This window comes from Ligilactobacillus sp. MP3 (assembly GCF_024436335.1).
GTDB classification, from domain to species: Bacteria; Bacillota; Bacilli; order Lactobacillales; family Lactobacillaceae; genus Ligilactobacillus; species Ligilactobacillus salivarius.
Genome location: NZ_JANFQI010000011.1, coordinates 35,592 through 62,424, shown reverse-complemented (window position 1 = coordinate 62,424; position 26,833 = coordinate 35,592). Strand labels below are relative to the sequence as shown.

Annotated in this window: 22 protein-coding genes and 1 tRNA gene; 5 read left to right on the top strand and 18 right to left on the bottom strand. The window is 32.1% G+C overall.

The window, feature by feature from the left end; translation table 11 throughout:
• Positions 1–302: 302 nt before the first annotated feature.
• The 4 genes from NOU10_RS08265 to map form a co-directional block, all read right to left on the bottom strand.
• Complete coding sequence (locus tag NOU10_RS08265) at positions 303–1,187, bottom strand: YihY/virulence factor BrkB family protein (RefSeq protein WP_004563826.1); 885 nt, start codon at positions 1,185–1,187, stop codon at positions 303–305.
• A 17-nt stretch (positions 1,188–1,204) separates the two neighbouring features.
• On the bottom strand, positions 1,205–1,657 hold the full coding sequence (locus tag NOU10_RS08260) for a LysM peptidoglycan-binding domain-containing protein (protein WP_255906554.1): 453 nt from the start codon (positions 1,655–1,657) through the stop codon (positions 1,205–1,207).
• A 107-nt stretch (positions 1,658–1,764) separates the two neighbouring features.
• Positions 1,765–2,637, bottom strand: coding sequence for a UTP--glucose-1-phosphate uridylyltransferase GalU (gene galU / locus NOU10_RS08255; protein WP_003702763.1), 873 nt, complete (start codon positions 2,635–2,637; stop codon positions 1,765–1,767).
• A 169-nt stretch (positions 2,638–2,806) separates the two neighbouring features.
• The gene (map, locus tag NOU10_RS08250; protein ID WP_255906553.1) at positions 2,807–3,598 is read right to left on the bottom strand and encodes a type I methionyl aminopeptidase; all 792 of its coding nucleotides are present in this window, start codon (positions 3,596–3,598) and stop codon (positions 2,807–2,809) included.
• Positions 3,599–3,754: 156 nt separating this feature from the next.
• Here map and NOU10_RS08245 point away from each other — a divergent pair, with 156 nt between their 5' ends.
• From NOU10_RS08245 to NOU10_RS08235, 3 genes are all read left to right on the top strand, one after another.
• Complete coding sequence (locus NOU10_RS08245) at positions 3,755–4,210, top strand: flavodoxin (protein ID WP_004564311.1); 456 nt, start codon at positions 3,755–3,757, stop codon at positions 4,208–4,210.
• Positions 4,210–4,620 (top strand): GtrA family protein, encoded by a 411-nt coding sequence (locus tag NOU10_RS08240; RefSeq protein ID WP_003702760.1) that lies wholly within the window; start codon positions 4,210–4,212, stop codon positions 4,618–4,620. The genes NOU10_RS08245 and NOU10_RS08240 overlap by 1 nt, the downstream gene beginning before the upstream one ends.
• 90 nt (positions 4,621–4,710) lie before the next feature.
• Entirely contained in the window at positions 4,711–7,569 is a 2,859-nt protein-coding gene (locus NOU10_RS08235; RefSeq protein ID WP_255906552.1) for a YfhO family protein, read from the top strand.
• Positions 7,570–7,627: 58 nt separating this feature from the next.
• Here the strand turns inward: NOU10_RS08235 and NOU10_RS08230 are convergent, their stop codons facing one another.
• The 4 genes from NOU10_RS08230 to wecB form a co-directional block, all read right to left on the bottom strand.
• Positions 7,628–8,614 (bottom strand): ornithine cyclodeaminase family protein, encoded by a 987-nt coding sequence (locus NOU10_RS08230; protein ID WP_004563822.1) that lies wholly within the window; start codon positions 8,612–8,614, stop codon positions 7,628–7,630.
• A 13-nt stretch (positions 8,615–8,627) separates the two neighbouring features.
• Complete coding sequence (locus NOU10_RS08225; protein WP_003703062.1) at positions 8,628–9,494, bottom strand: sulfite exporter TauE/SafE family protein; 867 nt, start codon at positions 9,492–9,494, stop codon at positions 8,628–8,630.
• A 17-nt stretch (positions 9,495–9,511) separates the two neighbouring features.
• Positions 9,512–10,306: a TrmB family transcriptional regulator gene (locus tag NOU10_RS08220; RefSeq protein WP_255906551.1), complete on the bottom strand. Its 795-nt coding sequence runs from the start codon at positions 10,304–10,306 to the stop codon at positions 9,512–9,514.
• A 171-nt stretch (positions 10,307–10,477) separates the two neighbouring features.
• A complete protein-coding gene (gene wecB, locus NOU10_RS08215) occupies positions 10,478–11,620 on the bottom strand; it encodes a non-hydrolyzing UDP-N-acetylglucosamine 2-epimerase (RefSeq protein ID WP_255906550.1) in 1,143 nt (380 codons plus the stop codon).
• A 126-nt stretch (positions 11,621–11,746) separates the two neighbouring features.
• Here wecB and NOU10_RS08210 point away from each other — a divergent pair, with 126 nt between their 5' ends.
• Positions 11,747–12,982, top strand: a complete 1,236-nt coding sequence (locus NOU10_RS08210) for an aminopeptidase (protein WP_255906548.1) — start codon at positions 11,747–11,749, stop codon at positions 12,980–12,982.
• 311 nt (positions 12,983–13,293) lie between these two features.
• Positions 13,294–14,901: an APC family permease gene (locus tag NOU10_RS08205; RefSeq protein ID WP_160996645.1), complete on the top strand. Its 1,608-nt coding sequence runs from the start codon at positions 13,294–13,296 to the stop codon at positions 14,899–14,901.
• 113 nt (positions 14,902–15,014) lie between these two features.
• On the opposite strand, the gene pgmB is transcribed toward NOU10_RS08205, so the two are convergent.
• The 10 genes from pgmB to NOU10_RS08155 all read right to left on the bottom strand — a co-directional run bounded on the left by pgmB (position 15,015) and on the right by NOU10_RS08155 (position 26,655).
• Positions 15,015–15,686 (bottom strand): beta-phosphoglucomutase, encoded by a 672-nt coding sequence (gene pgmB / locus NOU10_RS08200; protein WP_255906547.1) that lies wholly within the window; start codon positions 15,684–15,686, stop codon positions 15,015–15,017.
• 9 nt (positions 15,687–15,695) lie between these two features.
• Positions 15,696–17,960, bottom strand: coding sequence for a glycoside hydrolase family 65 protein (locus NOU10_RS08195; protein WP_255906546.1), 2,265 nt, complete (start codon positions 17,958–17,960; stop codon positions 15,696–15,698).
• 14 nt (positions 17,961–17,974) lie between these two features.
• Entirely contained in the window at positions 17,975–18,967 is a 993-nt protein-coding gene (locus tag NOU10_RS08190; protein ID WP_255906545.1) for an aldose epimerase family protein, read from the bottom strand.
• Positions 18,968–18,970: 3 nt separating this feature from the next.
• Positions 18,971–20,326 (bottom strand): SLC45 family MFS transporter, encoded by a 1,356-nt coding sequence (locus NOU10_RS08185; protein WP_255906544.1) that lies wholly within the window; start codon positions 20,324–20,326, stop codon positions 18,971–18,973.
• Positions 20,327–20,481: 155 nt separating this feature from the next.
• The gene (locus NOU10_RS08180; protein WP_250200508.1) at positions 20,482–21,477 is read right to left on the bottom strand and encodes a LacI family DNA-binding transcriptional regulator; all 996 of its coding nucleotides are present in this window, start codon (positions 21,475–21,477) and stop codon (positions 20,482–20,484) included.
• Between the two features lie 139 nt (positions 21,478–21,616).
• The gene (locus NOU10_RS08175) at positions 21,617–23,641 is read right to left on the bottom strand and encodes a KUP/HAK/KT family potassium transporter (protein ID WP_255906543.1); all 2,025 of its coding nucleotides are present in this window, start codon (positions 23,639–23,641) and stop codon (positions 21,617–21,619) included.
• Between the two features lie 99 nt (positions 23,642–23,740).
• Positions 23,741–23,814: transfer RNA gene (locus NOU10_RS08170), tRNA-Arg, on the bottom strand.
• An 85-nt stretch (positions 23,815–23,899) separates the two neighbouring features.
• On the bottom strand, positions 23,900–24,313 hold the full coding sequence (locus NOU10_RS08165) for a DUF3284 domain-containing protein (RefSeq protein ID WP_003710591.1): 414 nt from the start codon (positions 24,311–24,313) through the stop codon (positions 23,900–23,902).
• A gap of 32 nt (positions 24,314–24,345) precedes the next feature.
• Positions 24,346–25,626, bottom strand: a complete 1,281-nt coding sequence (locus NOU10_RS08160) for a DEAD/DEAH box helicase (RefSeq protein WP_255906542.1) — start codon at positions 25,624–25,626, stop codon at positions 24,346–24,348.
• 18 nt (positions 25,627–25,644) lie between these two features.
• Positions 25,645–26,655, bottom strand: coding sequence for a Gfo/Idh/MocA family protein (locus tag NOU10_RS08155; protein ID WP_164480099.1), 1,011 nt, complete (start codon positions 26,653–26,655; stop codon positions 25,645–25,647).
• Between the last annotated feature and the right edge of the window lie 178 nt (positions 26,656–26,833).

The window sequence follows — 26,833 nt, the reverse complement described above, 5'->3', positions numbered from 1 at the left end:
ATATACTCGGTTAGAACAACTCATCTGCCCTAACAGCATAATCTACTATACCGACTTCAATACTATTCGTCAACCCCTTTATTTCAAGGTATTTCGGGTATCCAAAATCATAAAGTTCGTATTTTATAATTTAAAAACAGTTTCATTTTGATTCACCATCACCATTTTAATCTCAAAACCACAAACAAACTCTACTTTCCACTCAAATACTTCGGTTTAATCATCAGAAAATTTTTTTGAATTTTTTTAGGATACTAAAAATAGCTATTAAAATTGAATATTTCATCAATTAATAGCTACTTTTACTGAAAAATTTTTCTTATTGTACTACTCTTAGTCTTTACTTCGCCAAAGAAATAATATTCTAAACCTGCATTTACTACCGAACCTAGCATTATTACCCAACCGGTATAATTTAACCATAATAACAGAACTATAAATGTACCTAGGGCTTCATAACTTAACAAAGTCCGCGTAAAGTATCTAACATAAATAGAAAAGCCTTGCGATAATCCCAGCCAACCTATTGTTGCTAAAATAGCTCCCGGTAATACTAAAATAAAATGTAATTTAGCGTTGGGGATTAGTGTGTAGATCAGTATTATAATTACAAAAATACCAATTGCAGCTGTTGGCCATTTCCAACGCATAAATAAATCTATCCAATTAGTGGAAAGATTCAGCAAAGGTGTAATATAGTCCAAAGCTATCTGTCCAAAACTGAATACTAAAAATAGCGCAACTATTAACAATCCTAAAACTACTGTAATAAAAATAGAGAATATTCTTCCCAATACTGCACCTGTTCCAGTCCCCTTACCTACTCCATATGCCATATTTAAACCATTTTTCAAAGCATTAATTCCTCGACTAACCGCCCAAAGTGCTAAAATACCACTAACAGAGGCAATTCCACCAGAACCTTTCTTTAACATGGTCTCAATAATCGGTTTTAAAGTCGTAAAAACATTACTTGGAACTATTACTTGTAATCCATTTAAAACATCTGCTTCTTTTAAATTAATTATCGAAAGAATATTTCCTAACAAAATGATTGTAGGTAAGATCGCTAATAATGCATAGTAAGCAATTGTTATAGATGTACTATTTATATCCGCTTCACTCGCACGTTCAACAATTAAGAGAAATAAATCACGAAATTTATGTAATTTTTCTTTCAAATTCATCATTACTTTCAATATTTTTAACGTACACTATTCTTTGGTATTTTTAGTGTAGTTCCTGTTGAAACAGTTCTTTGAGTCAATCCATTAACCTGCATAATTTCTTCAATCGTTGTATTGTATTCTTCCGCAAGCATTGTCAAATTATCGCCTGCTTTAACTGTATAAGTAATATACTTAGATTTTTTAGAACTACTACTACTCATTGTATCAGTTTCAAAACTTGCTTCTTCATTATCTTTCTTTGGTTCAGATTCTTTTTTAGTAACTTTTACTCCATATTTTTCACGCGCAACTTTTTTGTTACTTTCATATTCTGCTTTCTGCATCGCTGCAGTTGGCATCGCACGCTCAACAATTATTCCCTTTACAGGAGTTACCATCACTAACAAAATAGCGATAAGAATTACTGAGATAATGGAATAAGCTATCCATCTTCTTTTTTTCTTATGTCTCTTTTTCAAAATTTTCACCTCTAAAAAATTAATTAGATTAATTAACATACCTAACCTATTATAAAATTAAAAAGCCTGAAAAGAAACAAAATCTTTTCAGACTCCTATAAAAATAATAAATATTATTATTTAATCTTCTTAGAAAGTTCTTTGATATATTCTTTCAATTCATCTCTTACTTCAGGATGACGTAAACCGAATTGAATAGATGTCTTCAAATATCCAAACTTATAACCTACATCATAACGTTGACCCTTAAATTCATGTGCAAATACTCTTTGAATCTTGTTTAAACGGTCAATAGCATCAGTTAATTGGATTTCATTACCAGCACCTGGCTTTTGTGTTTCAAGCATATCGAAAATTTCAGGTGTTAATAAGTAACGACCAATGATTGCTAAATCACTTGGTGCCTTGTCAACATCTGGCTTTTCAACAAATTGCTTAACATCAAACAAACCTGGTTGAGTTTCTGCAGCTGGATCAATTACACCATACTTATTTACTTCTTCATGAGGTACTTTCATTACAGCTAATGTTGAAGCATGTGTTTTTTCATAACGATCAATTAATTGTCTAGTCAAAGGAACCTTATCTTCCATAAGGTCATCACCTAACATAACAACGAATGGTTCGTTACCTACAAAATCTTTTGCCATTAATACAGCATCACCCAAGCCACGTGGATGTGATTGGCGAATAAAGTACAAATTAATATCTGTTGTTTGCTGTACTAATCGAAGTAATTCTGTCTTTCCTTTTTCTGTTAGATTTTGTTCCAATTCTGGTACTGAATCAAAATGATCTTCAATTGGACGCTTACCCTTTCCGGTAACAACTAAAATATCTTCAATGCCAGATTTTTTAGCTTCTTCAACAATATATTGAATTGTTGGTTTATCAATAATAGGAAACATTTCTTTAGCTAATGCCTTTGTAGCAGGTAAAAAACGTGTCCCCAAACCTGCAGCAGGAATAACAGCTTTTCTTACTTTCATATCTTTCGTAGACTCCTTAAATTTAAGTTAGTATATCAACAATAAATGTTTATACACTCTCCTTACTGATTATACCAATAATAGCGAGATTTACAAGATTAAAATAAGGGTTTTCATAAAAAAATAAGTACTTAATTGCTTAAAAACAATAAGTACTTACTTTTTTATACTAATCGTCTAATAGGTATTTTTTATCTCTTTCAGGATCTTGAGAAGTCAAAATCTTAGGACCATCCTTAGTGATTGCAATAGTATGTTCATATTGGCAAGATAAACTACCATCTGCTGTACGTGCTGTCCAACCGTTAGGATCATCCATTTCTGCTTCCCAACCACCAATATTTACCATTGGTTCGATTGTAATTGTCATACCTTCTTTTAAGCGAACACCTTGTCCAGCTTCGCCATAATGAGGGACATTAGGACTTTCATGCATTGTGGGTCCAATACCATGTCCTATAAATTCACGTACATCGCCATATCCATTTTCATCTTCTACATAATGTTGGATAGCAGCACCAATGTCACCAATTCTATTTCCAACTTGTGCTTGTTCAATCCCTAAATACAAAGCGTTCTTTGTAACTTCCATTAGTCTGTCAATTTCAGGAGTAGACTTACCTACAACATAACTCCAGCAAGAGTCACTCATAGCTCCGTGATAGTTAACAACTGTATCTACCTTAACCAAATCTCCATCCCTTAATATTAAGTTCTTTCGTGGAAAACCATGGCAAATTTCATCATTAACACTTACACATGTGGCATACTTATAACCTTCAAAACCAATTTGTTCTGCAATCGCATCGTGTTCTTTAAAATATTTTCTAGCAAATTTTTCAATTTCCCAACTAGAAATTCCGGGTTTGATAATATCTCTCAAGCCAATATGCATTCCAGCTAAAATTTGACCTGATTTTTGCATTTCTTTAATTTCACGTGGTGATTTTAAAGTAATCATTATATTCTTCCTCCAATAAATCATTTCCGACTAATCTATTATAGCACTTATCGCTTAATTTGTGATGATTGGAAATTTTAGCAACCTATTCTGAAATATCTGTTATAATATGGAAATGAAATAATTATTGTAATTTTACGAAAGAAGGGCTTTTAAATGGCTAGTGTAAAAGTTGTATTTGCAACAATTACAGGAAATAATGAAGATGTTGCTGATATTATCGCAGAAGCATTAGAAAACAAAGGAATTACAGTTGACGTTGAAGAAATTTCACAAGTTGATGCTTTTGACCTAGAAGAGTTCGATGGTGTTATTGTATGTCCTTACACATATGACGAAGGTGCATTACCTGATGAAGGAATGGACTTCTATGAAGATTTGGCAGATGTTGATTTATCAGGTAAAGTTTATGGTGTTGCAGGTTCAGGAGATACATTCTATGGTGAATACTTCTGTACAGCTGTTGACGATTTTGGAACACAATTAGCTAAAGCTGGTGCTACTAAGGGTGCTGAAAATGTAAAAATTAATCTTGCACCTGATTCAGATGAAGATATTGAAATCTTAGAAAACTTTGCCGGTGAATTTGCTGCTAAATTGGAGGAAAATTAATGATTTTCAAGCTTTTCAAAAAATATCAAAGCGTAATTGCCTACTTATTTTTTGGAGGATTAACAACATTAATTAACTTTGTTGTATTTTTCATTTTTGACTCTGGCTTGCATTGGAACTACCAAGTGGCTAATTTTATTGCTTGGTTCTTATCTGTTTTATTTGCATTTTTCACCAATAAAGTTTGGGTTTTTGGCTCAAAATATACAACTGTTAAAGCTTTTTTCATTGAAATGTGGTCTTTTTTCTTCTATAGAATTCTTTCCTATTTCATTGATGCGGGTATTATGTTTGTTGGTATTTCTTTACTGCATGCTAATAGTAGTTTGACTAAACTTATTGACCAAGTAGTAATCGTAGTTCTGAATTACTTTTTTAGTAAATTTTTCATTTTTAAAAAACGAGATTAATTAAATATTCTTTTAAAAACCTCCTAATCATTCACACTTTTTACTAATTACGGTAAAATATGTTGTGAGCATATTAGGAGGTTTTCTTTCGTGAATTTCTCATTTGAAAAAAAAGATTTCAAAAAATTATTTATTTGGTATTCAATTTCATTTGCGATAGTCGCTTTTTTTGTTTATGGCTCCTATTATTTTTCAGGCCATTCATTAATTTGGCAAATAGATGGTTCTCAACAACATTTACCTCTATTAATTAATTATCGCAAAGCTTTAATTGAATTTTTACACCATCCCTTTTCTGGTATAACGACTTGGTCTTGGAAATACGGATTAGGTGCTGATACTTTTCAAATTTATTCTTATTATACAGTTGGAGATATCTTTGCTTACCTAACCCTACTATTTCCTGCAAATAAAATAATTTTTGCTTATCAGTTAATGATTATTTTACGATTATATTTTGCTGGATTAGCTTTTACATATTTCGCTAATCATTTCGACTTGAAAAAGTCAGTTATTATTCCAGGAGCGATGGTTTATATTTTTAATGCGTATCTTTTATACGCCAACGTTGCACAACCTTTTTTCACAACTGCATTCATAATTTTTCCACTAATTATCTTAGGTTTAGAAAAAGTTTTGCAAGAAAAATCCGCTTGGATGCTGACATTTGCATTCACTTGGATGTTAATCAATAACTTTTATTTTGCCTTTATTTTAGGCATTGGAGCTATGATTTATTTAGTAATTCGAGTCTTTTTCACTTATCGTAAGACTTTAAATTACTTCTTAATATTTTGGAAGCTCGCAGGTTCTACTATTTTAAGTTTGTTACTGAGCTCTGTACTTTTAATCCCTGAATTACTTGCAGTACAAAACTCTACTCGAGCTGGTAGTACTTTCGCCAATGGATTAAAATTTTATCCACTTTACTATTACTTAGCCTTACCATCGCAGCTAATTAATGGTGGAAACCGTGATTTTTACTTTTGGAGTGCTTTAGGTTTTTCTAGCATCGCCTTTTTCGGAGTAATTTATGTCCTTGCTAAGTATCGAAAATATCCAGTTATGACTGCTATTTTCATCCTTAGTGGGATTATGCTTTTATTCCCCGCTTTTGGTGCAGCATTCAATGGTTTAATGTCTCCTTCAAATCGTTGGACTCTAATGCTTTGCTTACCAGTTTCATTCTCTGTATGTATTTTACTAGAACATGTTAAGAAACTATCTCCAAAAATGTTAAAGTACATTACAATTACTACCGCTATTTATATCAGTATTGTAGGTATTAATTACTATTTCCAAAATAGTGAAAAATTATTTATTCCTATCATCTTCTTATTTATATTTTTAGGTTTGATTTTTTGGTTACATTTCATTGATTATAAACACGCTTATCGATGGGCAAATATTTTAGTATTGTTAAATGTTATTTTAAATGCTATTTATTTTGAAACACCTTATAATGGAGGTTTTGCTAATGAAATGTTACCAGCTGGTGCTTATGATAAATTGCAAAATCAACGTTATGCTGGTTTAGATTCAGATATTGATAATGATAATACTTTTAAAGTTTCTACTATTAGTAATAACTATTACTTAGGTGAAGACTTTAAAATGTATAACACTCTTAACGAAAAATTGCATGGACTTAGTTCATATTATTCCTTACAAAACAAATATATAGGTCAGTTTGCTTTAAATATGCAAAATGTCCAATATGAAACTAATGTGCCTCTGCAACAGTTTGATGACCGCTCAGTGATCTTAAACTTTTTAGGAGTTAAATATTTATTTACTCAGTTGAATCAAGAAAATGATACTAAAATTCCATATGGTTATCATCTCGATAAAACTACTCGTTTAATCTATGATGTAAACCAAAATTCTAGTAAAAACCAACAAACACGTAGATATGCTACTAAAAATAATTTTCCTTTGCTTTATTGGCAAGATACTGCTATCACTCCTAAAAATTACGATAAACTCAGTGTCTCTCAAAAGGAACGCTTATTAAGTAAGGCAGTCTTTACATCTAGTAATAATGCCAAAGGATTGAAAAAAGCTAAAATTTCCAATACTGATGTAGTTAACATTCCTTATGTATTGGTTTCTAGTCGAGGAAATGTTATTGATACTAATAACTTAGAAAAACTTGATGCTAATGAAACTTACAAACTTGTTTTACAATTAGATAAATTGAAGGAAAAGAATAACCTTCCTCAAAATGTAGAATTACATGTTGAAATAAATGATATCAAGTACACTCCATTTTCTTTCAAGAAACAAATTGCACTGGAAGAAAAAAATCAAACAGATGATCTAACTAATGGTCTTCTAGCTGCTAATGAAAAATTGACCTACTATAAATACTTTAGATATCATGTTTTGAAGGGATCACCTGATATGAGTTATGCTTTAAATATCAGCTCTAATCTTGGAACTGAAACAATTGCTCAACCTCGTCAAAGCAAAACTTCATTCTTTAAAATTGTAAACAGTGGAACCATGAATATGGGATATTTCAAGAATTTACCGGAGACTTTAAAACTTACTCCTTCAAAAATGGGAACTTATAGTTTTAAATTAAAGGTTTATGCTGAACCATTAAATACTAGTTACGATAAAGAAGTAGCTAAAATTCAAAAACATGCACTTCAAAACTTAAAATTCAATAAGCACGGTCTTGAAGGAAAAATAACTACTAATCGTACTGGAATATTAACTTCTTCAATTCCTTATTCTACCGGTTGGACTGCCATAGTAGATGGAAAAAAAGCTCCTGTTATTAGAACTAACCAAGCTTTTGTAGGATTAAAACTCCCTCAAGGCACACATAAAGTTAAATTAGTCTATAATATTCCAGGTTTGAAACTAGGGATGATTACCTCAATCGTTGGATTAATTCTTTTAGCAATTAGTTTGATATATACTAAATTTAAGAAAAAATAATATTAAAAGGAAGCAAAGATTTTTTTGATCTTTGCTTCCTTTTTTAGTTGCTAACTCTTTAATTTAATTCAAACTCGTGTCCATATCCATTAGCTTGTGCTTTTTTTACAATCTTATCTGCAATATAAACATCTAAAACAGCTGTTCCAACTGTTTTAAAAATAGTTATTTCATCATCACTAGTTCTACCTTTTATTTTTCCTGCCACTAATTGTCCTAACTCACCAGTAATCATATCTTTACTAATTTCACCTTTATTTAATGGTTGAATAAAATCACCAGCTTCTTGCCAAACTCCATCAAGGGTATCAAAAACAATGGTTTTAGCTCTTTTTATTGTTTCACATGGTATTTCACACATTTCTGGCGTATATGCTCCAATCCCATTAATATGTGCTCCTGGTTTAACCCATTCATCATTGAAAGTTGCACGTTTTGAAGTAGTAACTGTTGTAATAATATCGGCATTTTCAACACATTCTTTAGCAGTTTGACATGGATAAATATTTTTATTGAATTTATCTGCCATTAATTCAGCAAACTTTTTAGCCCTACTAAAATCTATATCAAAAATTCTAATTTCTTCTAAATCTCTAACTTCTATCATTGCTTCTAGTTGTGTTGCTGCTTGTCCACCAGTCCCTATCAAAGCTCCAACTTTAGCATCTTTTCTAGCTAATAACTCTGTGGCTGCACCTTGAACAGCACCCGTTCTTAACTGTGTCAAATAAGTACCTTCAATTACCGCACCTAATTCTCCAGTATCAGCATCTAAAGTTATTACTGTCGCTGGCACACTTGGTAAACCCTTAGAAATATTATCAGGATAAACAGAAACGATTTTTAATCCAGCAGCAGCTTGGTTTCCTCCAACATAAGCTGGCATATAAAGATTTTGTCCATTTTTTTCATCTATATCAATATTGGTTCTTAATGGCACCTTAGCTTTTCCTTCAGAATATATCTCTAAAGCTTCTTTATCTGCTTCAATCGCATCTCTCATTGTAAAACACTTTTTTATATCATCTTTTTTTAAAATTAACATTTATATTTCCTCCCTAAGCTTCTTCTTTTTGCTTTGATAACATAGTATAGGCACTATATAGCAAGACAATTACTACTAACCAATTTAAAAGATATGTATTTAGTTGCTTTACCAAGAATACAGCTACTAATACACCTAACACCCCAAAAGTTGCAGTGAATAGAGTTATTTTTCTACTATAGTCATCCAATTTAATAAATTGAACTGAACCAACCGGAACAGAGAATGTACATGCCCCCATCATAATAGGAAAAGCTGCAATTGGATTTAATCCTAGTAAATATACTGTCACCATTGTCAACGCATATGATCCAATCCCAATGTTATTCAACGCACCATATACAAAAAGTAAAAATCCTGCTAAAATCAGTTTCCAACCATATAATTCTGTTGCAGTCCCATTTGAAGGAATTAATTTTAACTGACCAGCAACGATCAAAAGTGAAGCGATAATTAAACCAATCCCTACAAAAACTTTAATGGTTTTTTCTGGCAATTTAACTACAAAACGTGGTCCTAAATATGCACCGATAACTTGGCAAATGATACAAACCAATAAAGTTTTGATACCAACTGATATTCCAGTAATATAGCTCAAAGCCATAACTGCTACAGGTATTACGCATTCTGTATTCAAAGTTCCTGGTAATTTTTTCATGCTTACCCATTTAGCTTTTTGATATAGAACAGTACCAATTGCAAAATCAGAAATTCCAAATGTTGATAAAAAGAATATAATAAATGATGACAATGCTAACCATTTGGAATCAGCTGGTTCTTCCTTAAATTCCTGCTTATGTTTCAATAAATCACGGATAAATACAGTTGCAAAGTATCCGTTTACAATTACAACCATTGTTAATAATATATACCTAACCATTTTCTTTCACTATCCTCTCAATAAATTTCCCTTACTCCTTCAAAATCCACACCATACTCTTTCTTTAGATCTTCCGGTAAATCTCTAAAAATCTTCAAAGTATACGCATCATGTTTTACATATTCTGAAGCTAAACTTATCATAGCTGTATTTTCTGTCCAAATTACATTTGTTGTATGATGATTAATAGTGCCGTACACTACTTGCTTGTTATCTACAACAACATTAATCCAACGAGAACCGAAATCTGATAACTTATCCTTTTCAAAACCATGGTAATACACATTTTTAAAATCAAAATTATCTTCACTATCTTTGAACAAAATAATAACTACTTTAGTAAGTCGTTTTTCTGCCAATTTTATTAAATTAACCAGCTCATCATCAATATCAGAAGTCCATATTTGAATATATATACTTTCTTTTGCGTTACTGATAACATATTTTATTTTTTCAATCATACTTGTGTAATCATTAACCTTCCAAAGGTGTCCAGCATCTCGTATAGGTTCTTTAATCTCTTTAAAACCTTGCTTCAGATTTTTTAAGTCATTCTTAAAAATATGCTCAAGTCTTGCTAAAAATTCATCTGTAGGAATTGCACGGTACATCTTATTTTCTGTTTGATTTACTAAAACCATATTCTTTTGTATTAAATTTTCTAAGACATTGTAAACTTTTGAACGAGCCACACCAGATAATTTGCTAACTTCATACCCTGTCATCTGTTCATGATTAATTAAGGTGAGATAAACTTTTATTTCTGATTCATTGAACCCATATTTTCTCATAATTGTTGATATATCAAGCATTTGATCTTCACCTCCTTATAGTAGTACCTTACAGTAACTACTATAATGCAATTGTTGATTAATTTCAAGTGTATTTTTTCACAAAAGCATTTTAATAGTACAGATTGATATCTTTTTCACAAATTGTAAAAAATAAAACTAGTCGTCAGAAAACAACTAGTCCTATTACTATTATTCAAACTCTATTGGCTTTTTATCTGTCACACCAAAATAATACGCAATTGCATCTAAAATTCGTTCCGATGCCTTTCCATCGCCATATGGATTCTTTGCTTGTGCCATTCTTCGATATTCAGCATCATTATCTAGCAACTCTTCCATTTCTTTCTTTACTTTTTCAGACTCTGTACCGACTAATTTTAAAGTACCTGCTTCTACACCCTCTGGACGTTCAGTTGTATCTCTCAATACTAATACCGGTTTACCTAATGAAGGTGCTTCTTCTTGAACACCACCAGAATCTGTCATAATAAAGTAACTTCTAGCTGCTAAATTATGAAAGTCAACAACATCAAGTGGTGAAATCAAGTGTATTCTTTCTGTATTTCCTAAAATTTCTTTTGCTGCTTCTTGAACTGCCGGACTTAAATGAACTGGATAAATAACTTCTACATCTTCTCTTGATTCAACTACTTCACGAATTACTTTAAACACACGTCTCATAGGTTCTCCCTGGTTTTCGCGACGATGCATTGTTAGTAAAATTAATTTATTATCAGGAGAAACCTTATCTAGAATATCATGGTGATACTCTTTATCTACTGTTTGTTTAAGTGCATCTATAGCTGTATTTCCTGTAATATAGATATTATCTTCTTTATGGTTTTCTTTAAGCAAATTAGCTTTACTTTGATTTGTAGGAGCAAAGTACAAGTCTGTCATCGCATCTGTCATTTGGCGATTCATTTCTTCAGGATATGGAGAATATTTTTCCCATGTTCTAAGTCCTGCTTCCACGTGTCCAATAGGTATTTGATTATAAAATGCTGCTACACTTGCAGAAAATGTAGTTGTTGTATCCCCATGAACTAATACAATATCCGGCTTAGCCTCTTTTAAGATTTTATCTAGATTGATTAGTACATTAGAAGTTATATCAGTCAAAGTTTGTCTGGCATGCATAATATTTAAATCATAGTCAGGCTTGATATGAAAAATATCTAAAACTTGGTCTAACATTTCGCGATGTTGTGCAGATACTGTTGTAATTGCTTCAAAACGCTGACTTTGTTTTTGTAATTCCAATACTAACGGTGCCATTTTTATTGCTTCTGGCCTTGTTCCAAAAACCGTCATTACTTTTATTTTTTTCATTAATATCCGTCCTTCTTCAAAATAAATCTTCATTAAAAGTATAACAAATCCAGTGCTTTTATTGTCAGTTTTTATGGTATTTATGATATATTAAATTTACAAATCTATTTTGAATGGAGGCTCATTATGACAATTCCAAATTTTAAAGAAAAACTACAAAAATATGCTGAATTAATTGTTAAAATTGGTGTAAATGTCCAACCAAACCAACCAGTTGTATTATACATTAACGTTGAACAACAAGAATTAGCTCACTTAATTGTTAAAGAAGCATATGCTGCTGGAGCAAGTGAAGTTATGGTTAAGTGGTCAGATACATTTACTTCTCGTCAATTTTTAGAATTTGCTAATCAAGAACGTCTTGAAAATATTCCTTACTATCTTGTAAAAGAAGCTGAATATATCGCTGATAATAAAGCTGCACGTATTTCTGTTATCTCTGAAGATCCTGATGCTTTTAACGGATTAGATCATAATCGTGTATCTACATTCCAAAAAGCTAATGGTAAAGCTTTAAATGTTGTACGAAAAGCCACTCAAAATAACGATTTAAGCTGGACTGTTGTTGGTGCAGCTGGTGTTAAATGGGCTGAAAAAGTTTTCCCTGATTTAAAGGGTGATGCAGCAGTTGACAAATTGTGGGAAGAAATTTTTAAAACTACACGCATCGATCAAGAAGACCCTATTGCTGCTTGGAAGAAACATGATGAAACTTTACGTACTAAAGCTGATTGGTTAAATAAAGAGCAATTTAAAGCTCTTCATTACACATCGCCAATTACTGATATTACTGTTGGACTTCCAAAGAATCATATTTGGGAAGGTGCTGGCAGTTATAACGCTGCTGGAATTGAGTTTATGGCAAATATGCCAACTGAAGAAGTCTTCACAGCACCTGATGCTCGTCAAATTGACGGTTATGTCGGTTCAACTAAACCTTTGAGCTATGCTGGTAATATTATTGAAAATATGCACTTTGAATTTGAAAATGGCAAAGTTACTAAAGTCACAGCTGATAAAGGACAAAATATCTTAGAAGAACTTATCAAAACTGACGATGGTGCTACTTCATTAGGAGAAGTTTCATTAGTTCCAGATCCATCGCCAATTTCACAATCCGGTATTACTTTCTTTAATACTTTATTTGATGAAAATGCAAGCAACCACATGGCTTTAGGTGCTGCTTATCCTTTCTCAATTCAAGGTGGTACTAAAATGTCAGACGAAGAATTAAAGGAACACGGCATCAATATTAGTCAAACTCATGTCGACTTCATGATGGGCTCAGCTGATATGGATATTGATGGTATCAAAGAAGATGGTACTATTATTCCTATTTTTAGAAACGGTGACTGGGCATAAAAATAATACTGCTAAAATGCGCTTGGGAAAAATTTTTCTCAAGCGCTATTTATATTGTTTAAACATATAACTTTGCTTTACATAATTTATCACCACTTACTAGCAATTTCTTATTTTCACACAGGACCAATTCTTTAATTTCTGCAATTTCTAATTTTGAAACCGATTATTTTGTATAAATTAAAAAATTGGTCCTATATCCAAATCTTGATAAATTGCTTTTTCTACTTTTTTATCTTGCATAAATATTTATCTTAAGCTATTCTTTTATTCGTATAATCTTATTACTTTATAAAGAGGTGGAAACTTTAATGGATGACTTAAGCAGTAAAAATTATATTTCCTGGCCTATTCTAACTCTAATGGCCTTTGTTACTGTTATCGGTTTTGATGATATTATGTATAATTTTCAAAACCAAGGAATGACTGTTATTACTTCCTGGGTTTTGATGCTATTTTTATATGTTATTCCTTATTCTTTAATCGTTGGACAACTTGGTGGTATTTTTAATAAAGAAGGTGGTGGTCTTAGTTCATGGATTCGTGGAACTAACGGAGAATTTCTCGGTTACTTCACTGCTTGGACTTATTGGGCTGCTTCCGTACCTTACGTAGTTGATTCTGCAAATTCTGTTGTAGTTGGTTTTGGCTGGGCATTTACTGGATCAAATAAATTTCAAGATACAATGTCTAATGCCGAATTTACATTTTGGACTTTTTTAATTTTCATCGTATTTATTTTTATTCAACGTCACTTGAAAAATTCAATGGAACTCCTTTCAACAATCGGTGGCGGTATGATGTTCATTATGACAATTTTGTTTGTTGTTTTAGCTTTTTTTGGTTTAGCTAAGAATGGCGGTCATATGGCAACTCAACCTATGACTTGGAAAACAATCATCCCTAAATTTGATCTAAAATACTGGTCAACTGTTGGTATGTTAATCTATGCAGTTAATGGTTGTGAACTCATTGCTCCTTATGTTACTAAGATGAAAAAACCTAAACGTGATTTTCCTAAGGCAATGATCGCTTTATCAATCATGACAGCTTTCTTAACTATTTTTGGTTCATTTGCATTAGGTATCTATTTTAATGCTTATCACTTACCAAATGATTTAAAGATGAACGGTTCTTACTATGCTTTTCAAGCTTTAGGACAACAACTTGGTGTAGGTAAATTATTCATGTACATCTACGCTTGGACTTCTGTTCTTTATATGTGTGCTTTACTAGCGGTTCTATTGGATGCTATGACACGTATGTTAATCTCAGACACTGGTGATAAATTCATGCCTAAATTCTTACGTAAAACTAATAGCGATGGCCTACCTATTAATGGCTATATCTTAACTAGCTCATTATCAGCTTTCATCATGCTATTAGGGGTATTCTTACCAGAAATGAATGATGTATTTAATTGGCTTTTGAATTTAAACGGTATTATTTCTCCTGGCGTTACCTGCTGGATTTTCTATGCCTTCATGCGTGTTCGTAAAAATTCAGCTAAATATCCATCAGAATATGTTTACATAAAAAATGACAAACTGGCTTATATTGTTGGTTTCTTGTTACTTGCTGTAACTGCTATTGCTACTATTTTGGGAATTACACCTCAAGATGTTAAGCAATTCAGTCATACATGGTGGTATGAATTAATTATTAATATTGTTGCAATCGTAGTTTTAATTGGTTTAGGTGCTATCTTACCTTCTATTCGCCGACGCGAAGAAAAATATGGCATCGCCTTTAATAAAGGTCAGTGGATTGCTATTTTAGGCATCGTCATTGTATCTATTATTTTTAATCTCTGGCTTGGTGGTACTCATCTAGCTTTGCGCGGATTATATATTGCAATTGAATCAATTATTGCCTTAATTGTAATTACTATGATAGGTCGTAAGAATCCAAATATTTAAAAGAAATGAGGATTAGAGTTCTTTCTCTGATCCTCATTTTTATACGCAAAAAAAAAGATATTAACCAAAATCAGTTAATATCTTCTTCTCTCAATCACATCTTATTCTCTTATTTACTTATTCACTTTATTCCACACTTGATTAAACAATTCATAACTAAAATCTTGTGTACTTGGTACAACTTCATCAGCTTGGCTTAATTCATCCTTATCACCAACTGCAACTGCAACCATTCCTGCAGACTTGATAGCAGCTACTCCAGCCACTGCATCTTCTACGCCTACACAATCTTTAGGATCTAAATTAATTGCTTCAGCACCTGCAATAAAGATATCTGGAGCTGGCTTGCCTTTAGCTACCTTAGCTGGATCAGCAATTGCATCAAACTCATCAATGATTCCTAGCTTTTCTAAAATATGTGGAGCATTCTTAGAGGCAGAAGCTATTGCTAGTTTCATGCCATGTTCTTTCAACTCATCAAGTAATCTTTTTACTCCTGGTAAGATATCACTTTCAGTTAATTGACTATCAATTGCTGCTACATAGTAAGTATTTTTTTCATTTGCCATTTCAGCTACTTGATCACTTGTATACTTATCGCTCAAATTACCAAATTCCAAAATTCTTTCTAAAGATTCAATTCTACTAATTCCCTTCAACTTACTTTCAAATTCAGCTGGTAGAATTAAATCAAATTTTTCTTTTGCAAGTTGACTCCAAGCTTCAAAGTGAAATTTAGCTGTATCAGTAATTACACCATCTAAATCAAATACTACACCCTTCAAACTATTCACCTACTTTTCTGTTGTTAATGTCAAAGATTCACCATTTAACTTAATTGTTAAATCATCGCCTTTTAGCAATTTAATAGATGAACCTTCTTTATTTACAGTAACTTCAAGTAATCTGCCACGGAAGTTAATACGGAAGTTATAACCTTCCCAATCTTTTGGTACAAATGGTGAGAATTGAAGTTCATCATCAATTACTCTCATACCAGCAAATCCTTGAACAATAGCTAACCAAGAACCAGTCATTGATGTGATATGCAATCCATCATTAGTATCATTGTTGTAGTTATCTAAATCAAGACGTGCAGTTCTAGAATACATTTCTACAGCTTTATCTTCTTTGTGCAAATCAGCAGCAATAATTGCGTGTACAGAAGGAGATAAACTAGATTCATGTACTGTTAATGGTTCGTAGAATTCAAAGTTGCGTTTCTTAACATCTTCTGGGAATTTATCGATAAAGTACCAAATTCCTTGCATTACATCACCTTGCTTGATATATGGTGATCTTAAAATCTTATCCCATGACCAATTTTGGTTTAATGGTAATTGATCAGCAGGAATATCAGCTACTGGTGTTAAATCTTTATCTAAGAATGTATCATGTTGTACAAAGATTCCTAATTCCTTGTCTTCTGGTAGATACATATTATCTGCAATTTCATGCCACTTGTTACGTTCTTCTTCAGTAAGTCCTAATTCAGCTAATTTTTCATCAGAAACCTTATCTGCAATTTCATTAGTGTAATTCAAGCACCATTTAGCAAGCATGTTTGTATACCAGTTATTATTTACATTGTTTTCATATTCATTAGGACCTGTTACACCATGAATCATGTATAATCCCTTACGTTGTGAGTAATGCACTCTATCTGCCCAGAAACGTGCAATACCTGTCAAAACATCAAATCCATCATGTGTCACATATTCTTCATCGCCAGTATAACGTGTATAGTTGTAAATAGCATATGCAATTGTACCATTACGATGAATTTCTTCAAAAGTAATTTCCCATTCATTATGGCATTCAATACCATTAAACGTTACCATTGGATATAAAGCACCTTTTAGACCTTGTTCTTGTGCGTTATGGTATGCACCTGGCAATTGATTATGACGGTATTCAAGAAGATTATGAGTAACTTCTTTATCAGCCAATGCTAAGTAAAGTGGAACAGCAAATGCTTCTGTATCCCAGTAAGTTGCACCACCATACTTTTCACCAGTAAAGCCTTTTGGTCCAATGTTTAGTCGAGCATCATCGCCATAGTATGTTGAGAATAATTGGAATAAGTTGAAACGAATACCTTGTTGTGCCTCGTCACTGCCTTCAATCTTAACATCAGCCTTTTCCCATCTCTTATCCCATGCTTCTTCATGAGCAGTTAATAGTTCACTAAATGTCTTTTCTGCTTGTGAATCTAATAATTTACTTGTTGCTTCATCTAAATCTTTCTCATCTGCATAGTCACGAGATGTTGTAACAATTACACGTTTTTCAAATGTTACTTGTTCATTGGCTGCTAATTCTTTAGCAAAAGTATTAACAACTTGCTTGTCTTCTTCTTTACCTAAGCCTTTAGCTTCCATGTCAGTAACATGATGCATTGCCATCTCAGTAGTAAATTGAGGTGTACCAAAATTGTTTGGAATTGTTTGTGCAACTAATCTTCCATCTTTAGCAGATACTTGTTTACTCAAAACATTCCAGAATTGTTCATCATAATTCGCATCTTCATTGTATACATCTGCATCAATTACAGAATCAACTTCTAAAGTTACAGGTTCTGAGCCCAGATTTTCAAAAGTTAATTTATTAGCATATAGTTCTTTAAATGCAATACTTACAAAACGAGTAGATGTTACCTTTACCTTAGCTCCATCTTTATCAACTACATAGCTACGAGTTAAAATACCTTTCTTCATATCAAGACTAACTTCATAATCAGAATAACTATCTTTAGCTAAGTCAATGGATTCACCATTTACTTTAATATCAACAGATACAAAGTCCACAGCGTTTATAACTTTACCAAAATAATGTGGGTAACCATTTTTCCACCAACCAACAACTGTCTTATCAGGGAACCAAACTCCACCTAAATAGATACCTTTATGTGTATCGCCAGAATATTTTTCTTCAAACATCCCACGCATACCCATATATTCGTTACCAATACTTGTCATACTTTCTTGTAATCGTTTATCTTCAGGCTTTAGTTCATGAGAAATAACTTTCCATGGATCAACTTCAAATATTCTCTTCATAATTAGACTTCCTTTCAAACTATACTTACTTTATATTTTATTTCGTAATTTTTTTCCTGACCATCATACAACCTTATATCACCAAAATCTGGATGATGCAACGAATCAGAAACTGTTTGAGCTTCAGTTGCCACTGCATTGTAAATACCCTTGTCATGATTAGCTACATCTATAGGATCAGCTGTAAAAACAATCAGTCCATTTCTATTACTAAAAATATCTATATTAATATTATCTTCCATATTGGCAAGTCTAGCAACCATTTTATCGTCACTAGCATCAACTTTATAGATATCGTCTAAACCTGCAATTTCATCAGATCTTAGTTCTTCTATTACATTTGATAAATATTTTTCTTTTTGTAAATTATACTTCTCATTCGTATCAAAATTACCAGTTGGAATATTTTCCACATCTGTTTCTACATGTTGACCAGTAGGAATTATCAACTTGGAATTCTTCAACCCTTGTGGTAATCTCCAATAGACATGCACCGTTGGATCAAAAACTGTACTTCCAATTGCTTTAGCCTTATATCCCACACTCAAGCAATTATCATCATCCAAACTATAACTTATTTCCAAGTCTATATCTCCTGGATAACCATCTACTTCATGTTTTAATCTCGTAAATAAGATTAAAGTGTTTCCTGTAATTTTGGCATTCAAGATTTGGGTGCTTAAACCATGTGAGCCTCCATGCAATGCATTAGGACCTTCATTAGCTTCTACTGTATATTGCATATTATCAAGTTCAAAACTTGCACCTTTTATTCTTCCAGCAACTCTTCCTATTTGCTTACAAATTTGAAAGTTATTTTCTACATACTCATTAGGTGTGTCAAAATTAACAACCAAATTTTTCCGCTTAGAATTTACTACTATTGAGAATTCTTGAATTATTCCTGCCAAATTTAAAATTCCAACTCGTGTTTGTTGCTTATTTTTTAGAATATATTTTGAAATTTCTTTATTTCCAATATATCCAAAATGTTCTTCTTCTATCATAAATTATGCCTCATATGTTTCTTTAATTAGTAATACTGAAAATGCACCTAATGCTAAAACAATTCCGGCTGCTAAGAACATATTTGCTTGATGTCCGCCTAGTAGAGGGAACAAACCAAAACTTAGTAAAGATGCAACGATTTGTGGTAAACAAATTGAACCATTAAATAAACCTAAGTATGTTCCCATGTGATTTCCCGATAATGCATTTGTAACAATTGTCAATGGATATGTATTAATACCTGCCCATGCAATACCTACAAGAATATAAGAAACAATCAAAACATATTGATTAGAAACAAAGAAAATTGATAAGAATCCTAATGCACCTAATAATAAACTTGAGAAGTAACCTGCTTTGTGATATTTATTAGGAACTTTAGCTAATACATATGACCATACAACAGCTGCGATAGATTGAACCGCCGCCAAAACTCCGTACCAGTTACCAGCTGCTTGATATCCTTGAGATGTTGCGTTTGTTGTATGCCATACATTTTCAGCAATTGCACCAGCTGAATATGTCCATAAGTATTGGAATGCAAACCAGCAGAAGAATTGAACTAAAGTAACTGTCCAGAATGCTTTAGGTGCTGTCTTCAACAATTGAATCCAGCTAACTTTTTCTTCATTTGCTTCTGTAGAAATACCATGATACATAGCATATGTTTCAGGATCATACTCTTTCACTTTAAAAATTGTAAATAAACTTGTAATAACAAGTAATGCAGCACCTACATAAAATGCTACCACAACAGTTTGAGGAACAACCCCTTTAGCTGCTGTATTCTTTAATCCCATATATGCAAATAAGAAAGGAAGTACGGCAGCAATTACAGCACCTGTATTAGATAAGAAACTTTGAATACCATATGCATAGCTCTTTTGATCATCATTTACCATATCACCAACCATCATTTTAAATGGTTGCATAGCCATGTTAGATGAAACGTCTAAGAACGCAACAGTTATAGCACCAAATAGCAAAGCTGCTAATGAACCATATCCAAAACCAAAACTACCAGAATTAGGCAATAAAATCATTACAATAACGGCAATTAATGTACCTAATAGTAAATATGGCAATCTACGACCACCTAATTTTGGTGCCCATGTACGGTCTGAATAATACCCTACAACCGGTTGCACTAATAAGCCAGCTAACGGTGGTAAAATGAAGAACCAACCAAGACTATTAGGATCCGCACCTACTGTTTGGAAAATTCGAGACATTTGCGAACTTTGTAATGTAAATGCTGTTTGAACTCCTAAGAATCCAAAGTTTATCATCCAAATTAAACTTTTACTAACATCAGGCAACCCTTTTGTTGCTTGTGAACTTTGCGCCTTTTCGCTCATATAAGATCACACTCCTAGATAAATGTAATAAAATTATCAAAAATGAAATCGCATTCTTCCATTTCGACAATGAATATAATAGCAGATAACGTTTTCTTTTGCAACCGTTTGCGATAAAAAATTTTAAAAAAATCACAATTTTTTTCGTGACTTTTTTAATGCTCTATAATTTTATGTGGAACAATTATGTGTTTAGTCCCCACATCTAAGGTTTTCTGTCCATTATTAATTGCTAAGACAGCTGCTTCTGATCCTAAAAATCTTGGAAAAATTTCTACTGCAGTTATCATAGGTTTAGCAATTTGAGTATAGATAGAATTATTAAATGTTACAATTTCATACTTTTCTAAATCTATCCCAGATTCTATCAATATTTGTTGAACAGTTAATCCTGTTATATCATCACATGCAACAATCCCATTTACTTGTGGATTTGCTTTGATAAAAGTTAGTAACTTTTCCTTATTTTCTTCCCAATTATCACTTGAAAAGTTTAATTTATATGAATTAAATAATTTTTCTTTAACCGCTAGCCTATATCCTACATATCTATCATCTTGTACCATTTCGTCTAGATTAGTATATACATAGCATATATTTTGATGTCCCTTATTGATTAGATAATTAGTCGCATCGCTACTAGCTTGAATATTATCGTTATCCACATATGATGTACTTTCAATATTGTCATATGGTTTACCCACAATCACATAAAACACATCTTTTTGTTTCTTAACATATTCTAGAATCACATCATTTTCTTTCGAATAAAGAAAAATAAAGTTCTTAACATTACCCCTATTTATTAAATTATCGATATTTTGGATTAATTCTTCTTCTTTTTGACCTGTCGCTAATGAAACTATATAATCATGTGCATTACAAATAGTCGAAATTCCTTGAAGTATTTGAATAAAAAATGGATTATTACCAACGGATTCTTCTCTTATTGGTAAAATAACACCAATTGTTTTTGAAAACCTATTGGCCAAACTTTGTGCAGCGTAATTAGGAGAAAAATTCAACTCCTCCATTGCTTTTCTTACTTTTTCCTTCGTCTTATCACTAATTAAATTACTGTCATGCATCGCTCTTGAAGCTGTTGATGGAGAAACACCAGCTAATTTTGCGACATCTCTAATTGTAGTCATACAATCCCTCGTATTTCTCTTAAATTTATTCTCATATCTACTATACAATATTTAACATTATGTTTTCTACTATAAATTGTATTAAAGACATATATAAAAAAGATAGGTAACATTTAACTGTCAACCTATCTTTTTTATATTATTCTTTTGTACTACGTTTTACATCTTTAGGATTCAAAATCATTCTTTGTTCCATTGCTGGTATTCTTCGTTTCTTCAACAGCAATGGTACCTTTTCAACCTTAACCTCACTAAATTCAAGTCCAAACCATTGAATTGGGTTAGTACTATGGTTTTGAATAAAGATTCTGGCAGAAATAAGTAAATGTTGCCATCCTCTTACTTTTGTATTTGGAGATAGTAGTTCTTGAATGATAATAAAGCGGAAATCCCCTATCTTTCTTCCAGGCATAGTTGTATACTTTTGAGGTTGTTCATCGATAATATCATTTTCGATTAAGTCTTCAACTACTTGTCTCAAATAAAGGTTTACGCGATGATCCATTTTAAATCCTAAATAAAGTTGTAGATTAACAATGTTTCTTGTTCCCATCATATCAACTGTATAATAATTTGTATATGGATCACTAGTAGTATTAACTGTTACAAACCAATATACTTTGGCTTTCTTAGGAGACTTATCTAAAATTGAATACAGAGTCTCTCTTTTAACTTTATAAGTTCTTTTATCTACTTTAGTCAACATTACTAAATTACTGATATAAAGTGGAATTCTATCATCATTTGATAGTTCTTGCAATACATCTTTATAATCACTTAACGATACCCATTCTTCTTCATCACTTAGATAATCACGTAACTTATTACCAAAATACCAAATTACCATAATTAATAGTATCAGAAGCGTGATTAATAGAGTTACGTAACCACCATGTGTAAACTTAGTTAAACTAGAGATTAAGAATATCAATTCAACTGACAAGAAAACAGCTAAGAAAATCCCATTAAACACTACATTTACTTTATCCTTAAGATATTGTGATAACAAAATAGTTGTCATAAGCATTGTAATTGTAATTGCTAAACCATAAGCTGCTTCCATTCTTTCAGAAGTTCTAAAATATGCCAAAACTAACAAAGTACAAATACATAATGACCAATTTATCGTACGGATATAAATTTGGCCTCTAGATAAAGAAGGATGTTCTACTTTCATTTTAGGTAGTAATTTCAATCCGACTGCTTCTTCAACTAATGTGAATGATCCAGTAATTAAAGCTTGAGAGGCTATAATTGCAGCAATCGTTGAAATTAGTACGCCAAATAAATAGACACTGGAAGGTAGCATCTCATAAAACGGATTAAAAATATCACCAGTAGTTTTAAAATTACCAAGATTTTTAATCAAATATGCTCCCTGTCCAAAATAATTTAATACTAATGCCCCACAAACAAATGGCCAAGTTAAATATATACTTCTCTTACCAACATGACCCATGTCAGAATATAAAGCTTCTGCCCCGGTTGTTGCCAGGAAGACACTTCCTAAAATAAATATTCCTACTTTATTAGCAGGAGAAAACAACAACATTAATCCATAATGAGGCGACAAAGCCCTCAATACCAGTGGCTCATGAATTAAGTTAACAATTCCAAAAATTGCTAGAAATGAGAACCATAACAACATCAATGGTCCAAAAGCTTTACCAATAAAACTTGTACCAAATCGTTGAATCAAAAATAGTACTAATAGAATTACAAATGTTACTAGATTAACTTCTAACTGTGTATTTATCCACGGCTGAGAGCCAATTGAAATACCTTTTAAACCTTCAATAGCACTCGTTACAGTAACAGCAGGTGTTAAAGTTCCATCTGCTAATAAAGCCGCACCACCTAGTAACGCCGGTAATATCAGCCACTTTTTCTTATTACGTACCAATGCATATAAGGCAAAAATTCCACCTTCACCGTGATTATCTGCCCTCAACGCTATTAAAACATACTTTATTGTTGTCATTAACATTAAAGTCCAAAAAACCAGTGATAAACATCCAATTATGTAATCTTCGGTTAGCCCATTTAATCCTCCAGCATCCATAATTAGAGCTTTCATTACATACAAAGGCGATGTCCCAATATCACCATAAACTATCCCTAGAGTTATTAAAGCTCCCCAAAAGATTTTTCTTTTTACTTTCATTTCAATCTCCAATCGTTTTTAAATACTTAAAAAGCCGGGAAAACCTACTGGCTCCCCCGACTATTTAAATTGCTATCTCGGTATATAACTTCGATAAAATGCACTCAATCGGATTTGAACCGATGACCTACCGCTTAGGAGGCGGTTGCTCTATCCAGCTGAGCTACGAGTGCATTGTTAATTATTGACAACACCATATAGTATAATAAATTAAACTTGGTTTAGTCAATAATCATTAAATTAAAAATATTTATATTACTAATATCCAGTTTCTAGATGTTTTAAAACCTTTTTAAAGTTATGTTTCTTTAACCAGCCCAAAGATATATTAGTTATTTTATTAGCTACAGCTTTCAAAAAATTAGATGTAACTTCTATTTGCTCAAATGTAACTTCTACTTTATCTTGAGCTAAACTCTTAAATTTATAGGTTTCTGTAACATGACTATCAGCTGTATCAGTAATATACTGAAACTTTGAGTAAGGGAGGACACTAGTAATTGTAATTTGAGCTTCATTATACATATCAATCTTAGTCAAATAAGAATACCCCTGTAATTCATTCAAAGAAAGTTCCTGACCAGTTGTTTGAAAAATATCATACAACGTTTTATCAGCAATTCTTTCAAATAAATATTTAGCTGAAACATGTAAAGTCGTTACTGCTTTCATCCGCTCACCTCTAACTCTTACTTCGTCCTACTCTACTTATCTTTTTTACGTCCATGACGCTTGCCCTTATTTTTCAAATTACGCTTACGCTTTTTCTTCTTCTTTTCTGTAGCCTTTTCTTCTTTACGAGTAGGCTTCTTATCTTTAATTTTTTTCTTTGTTGCTTTTTTATTAGGTCTTTCATCTTCTACTGCAATCAATGCTTTTTCAGATTCTGGAATTAATTTTCCAGCATATAATATACCTTTTTCTATCACAAAATCTGTTCCAGACATTAATTGTTTGAATAAACGCAAATCATGTTCATTACCCAAGTTAACAACAATACCATCTGCACCCATACGACCAGTTCTTCCTGCGCGATGAATGTAAGTATTAGTATCCTTAGGTAAATCATAATTAACAACTGCTGGTAAATCAGGTAAATCTAATCCTCTAGCAGCTACATCAGTTGTCAAAACAAATCTTATTTCTCTTTTACGTAACTGTCTTAATGATTTTTGTCTATCTACTTGTCTTTGTTCACTAGACAAAATAGCTACTGGTACCTTCATATGAAGTAACTTTTCTGCTACATCACGTAAAGTAGCTGTTTGTTTAAAGAAAACTAAAGCATAAAAATCATCAACATGTCCTAATCTTCTTAACATTTCAGTTCGTTTACGTGTTGGGGTTTCTATCATATAGTTTGTTACTTCACCACGTGTATTATCTTCTTTTCGAACATCTATTCTTTCTACATAAACACCAAACCAACGATGCAATTCAGAAAAAATAGGTGCTTCAGTAGCAGAGAAAAAGCTAATTTGTGCTTCAGATGGACAGTGACCAACGATTTCGCGTACATCATTTAAGCTATCTTCATCACCTAACATCTCATCTGCTTCATCAATAACAATAGATTCAATTTTATGAAGCTTCAGTTTCTTTAGATTTATTAAATTTAACAATCTACCTGGAGTTCCAATAACTACTTCTGGATGCTTCTTTAGTTTTTCAATTTGTCGTTTTACATTAGCACCACCTAACAAACCAATAACACTCAAGTCTAATAATTTAGCCCATGGTCTTATCGTATTTGTTAACTGTGCAGCCAATTCTTGAGAAGGAGCCATGATTAATAATTGACTTCCATCTTTGGGTAATATTTTTTCTAGCAATGGTAATGAATACGCTAAAGTCTTACCGGAACCAGTTGGAGCTAAACCTACTACATTCTTTCCTTCAGCTAATTTTGGATACACATATTTTTGAATTAACGTAGGTTCAGTAAATCCTTCTTGACGGAATTGTTCTTCAAATTTTGGATTCATTATTAAAATTAATCCTTTCTACTCTTCTTCATAATCATTTGGAAATTCTATTTTCGCATAGTAACGTAATTTATACATTACTTTATTAACTTCAACTGACATAGCTAACCATTCATCCGCAATATCTCTAGCTTCAAGACTATCTGGATTTTCTAATACATCAGCAAAATCTATAACTTCTGCTAACATTGGATTATTATCTGCTAACTCTGAAATAATTGTCTTTTCACCTTCGCCATTGACAATGTAAACTTCATTTAAATCTGCAGCATTATCCATAACAATTGTTTCTTTCTTACCATAGATTTCACCAGGTAAATATGAGTTTGCAGTTTTACCAAATTGCAAAGTTACTTCGAATTGTGGGTAATTAAAAATTGCAATACCTTTTCCATCAATTCCATTATTTAGCTTTGTAGCATAGTAATTTACACTATCTGGTACTCCAAACCATGCTAGTGCATCATACACCATATAAACCCCTAAATCTTGTAAAGCACCACCAGCAAAATCTGGTGAAAATACATTAGGATTCTTACCTTCCAAGAAGGCATCATATCTTGATGAATACTTCATGTAAGTCAAAGTTGCACCTTGAATTTCTTCCATTCCTTGTACAGCCTGTTGAACAGCTTTGAAGTTTTCTTCATGATAATGTCTAGCTGCTTCAAATAAAAATTGTTGTGGATGTCTTCTTAATACTTTTATTAATTGTGACATTTCTTGTGGATTAGATGTAATTGGTTTTTCTACAATTGCATGTTTTCCAGCCATTATTGCAGCTTTAGCTTGTTCAAAATGAAGACTATTTGGAGAAGCAATATATACTACATCAAAACTATCACTTTGGAAAAAATCGGATAATCGATCAAAATATACAATATCCTCAGAATACTTGCTTCCAAATTCTTTAGCTCTCTTCATCCTTCTTGAATAAACAGCTGATAATTGCCATCTTTTTGTTGCATGAGTAGCTTCAACAAATTGGTCAGCAATCCATCCTGTTCCAATAATTCCTAGTCTGAGCATAATAATTCCTCCATATATAATTTATTACATTTATCATACCAAAAATTACTGTTATATTACAACGTAAACGTTTTATTGTAAACGTTTTATTGTTTCTGATTTGTAACAAAAATAATGAATTATTTCATTTTAGTTATTATTTATTTTTTCTATTCCACAACCAAAAAAATAGTATATA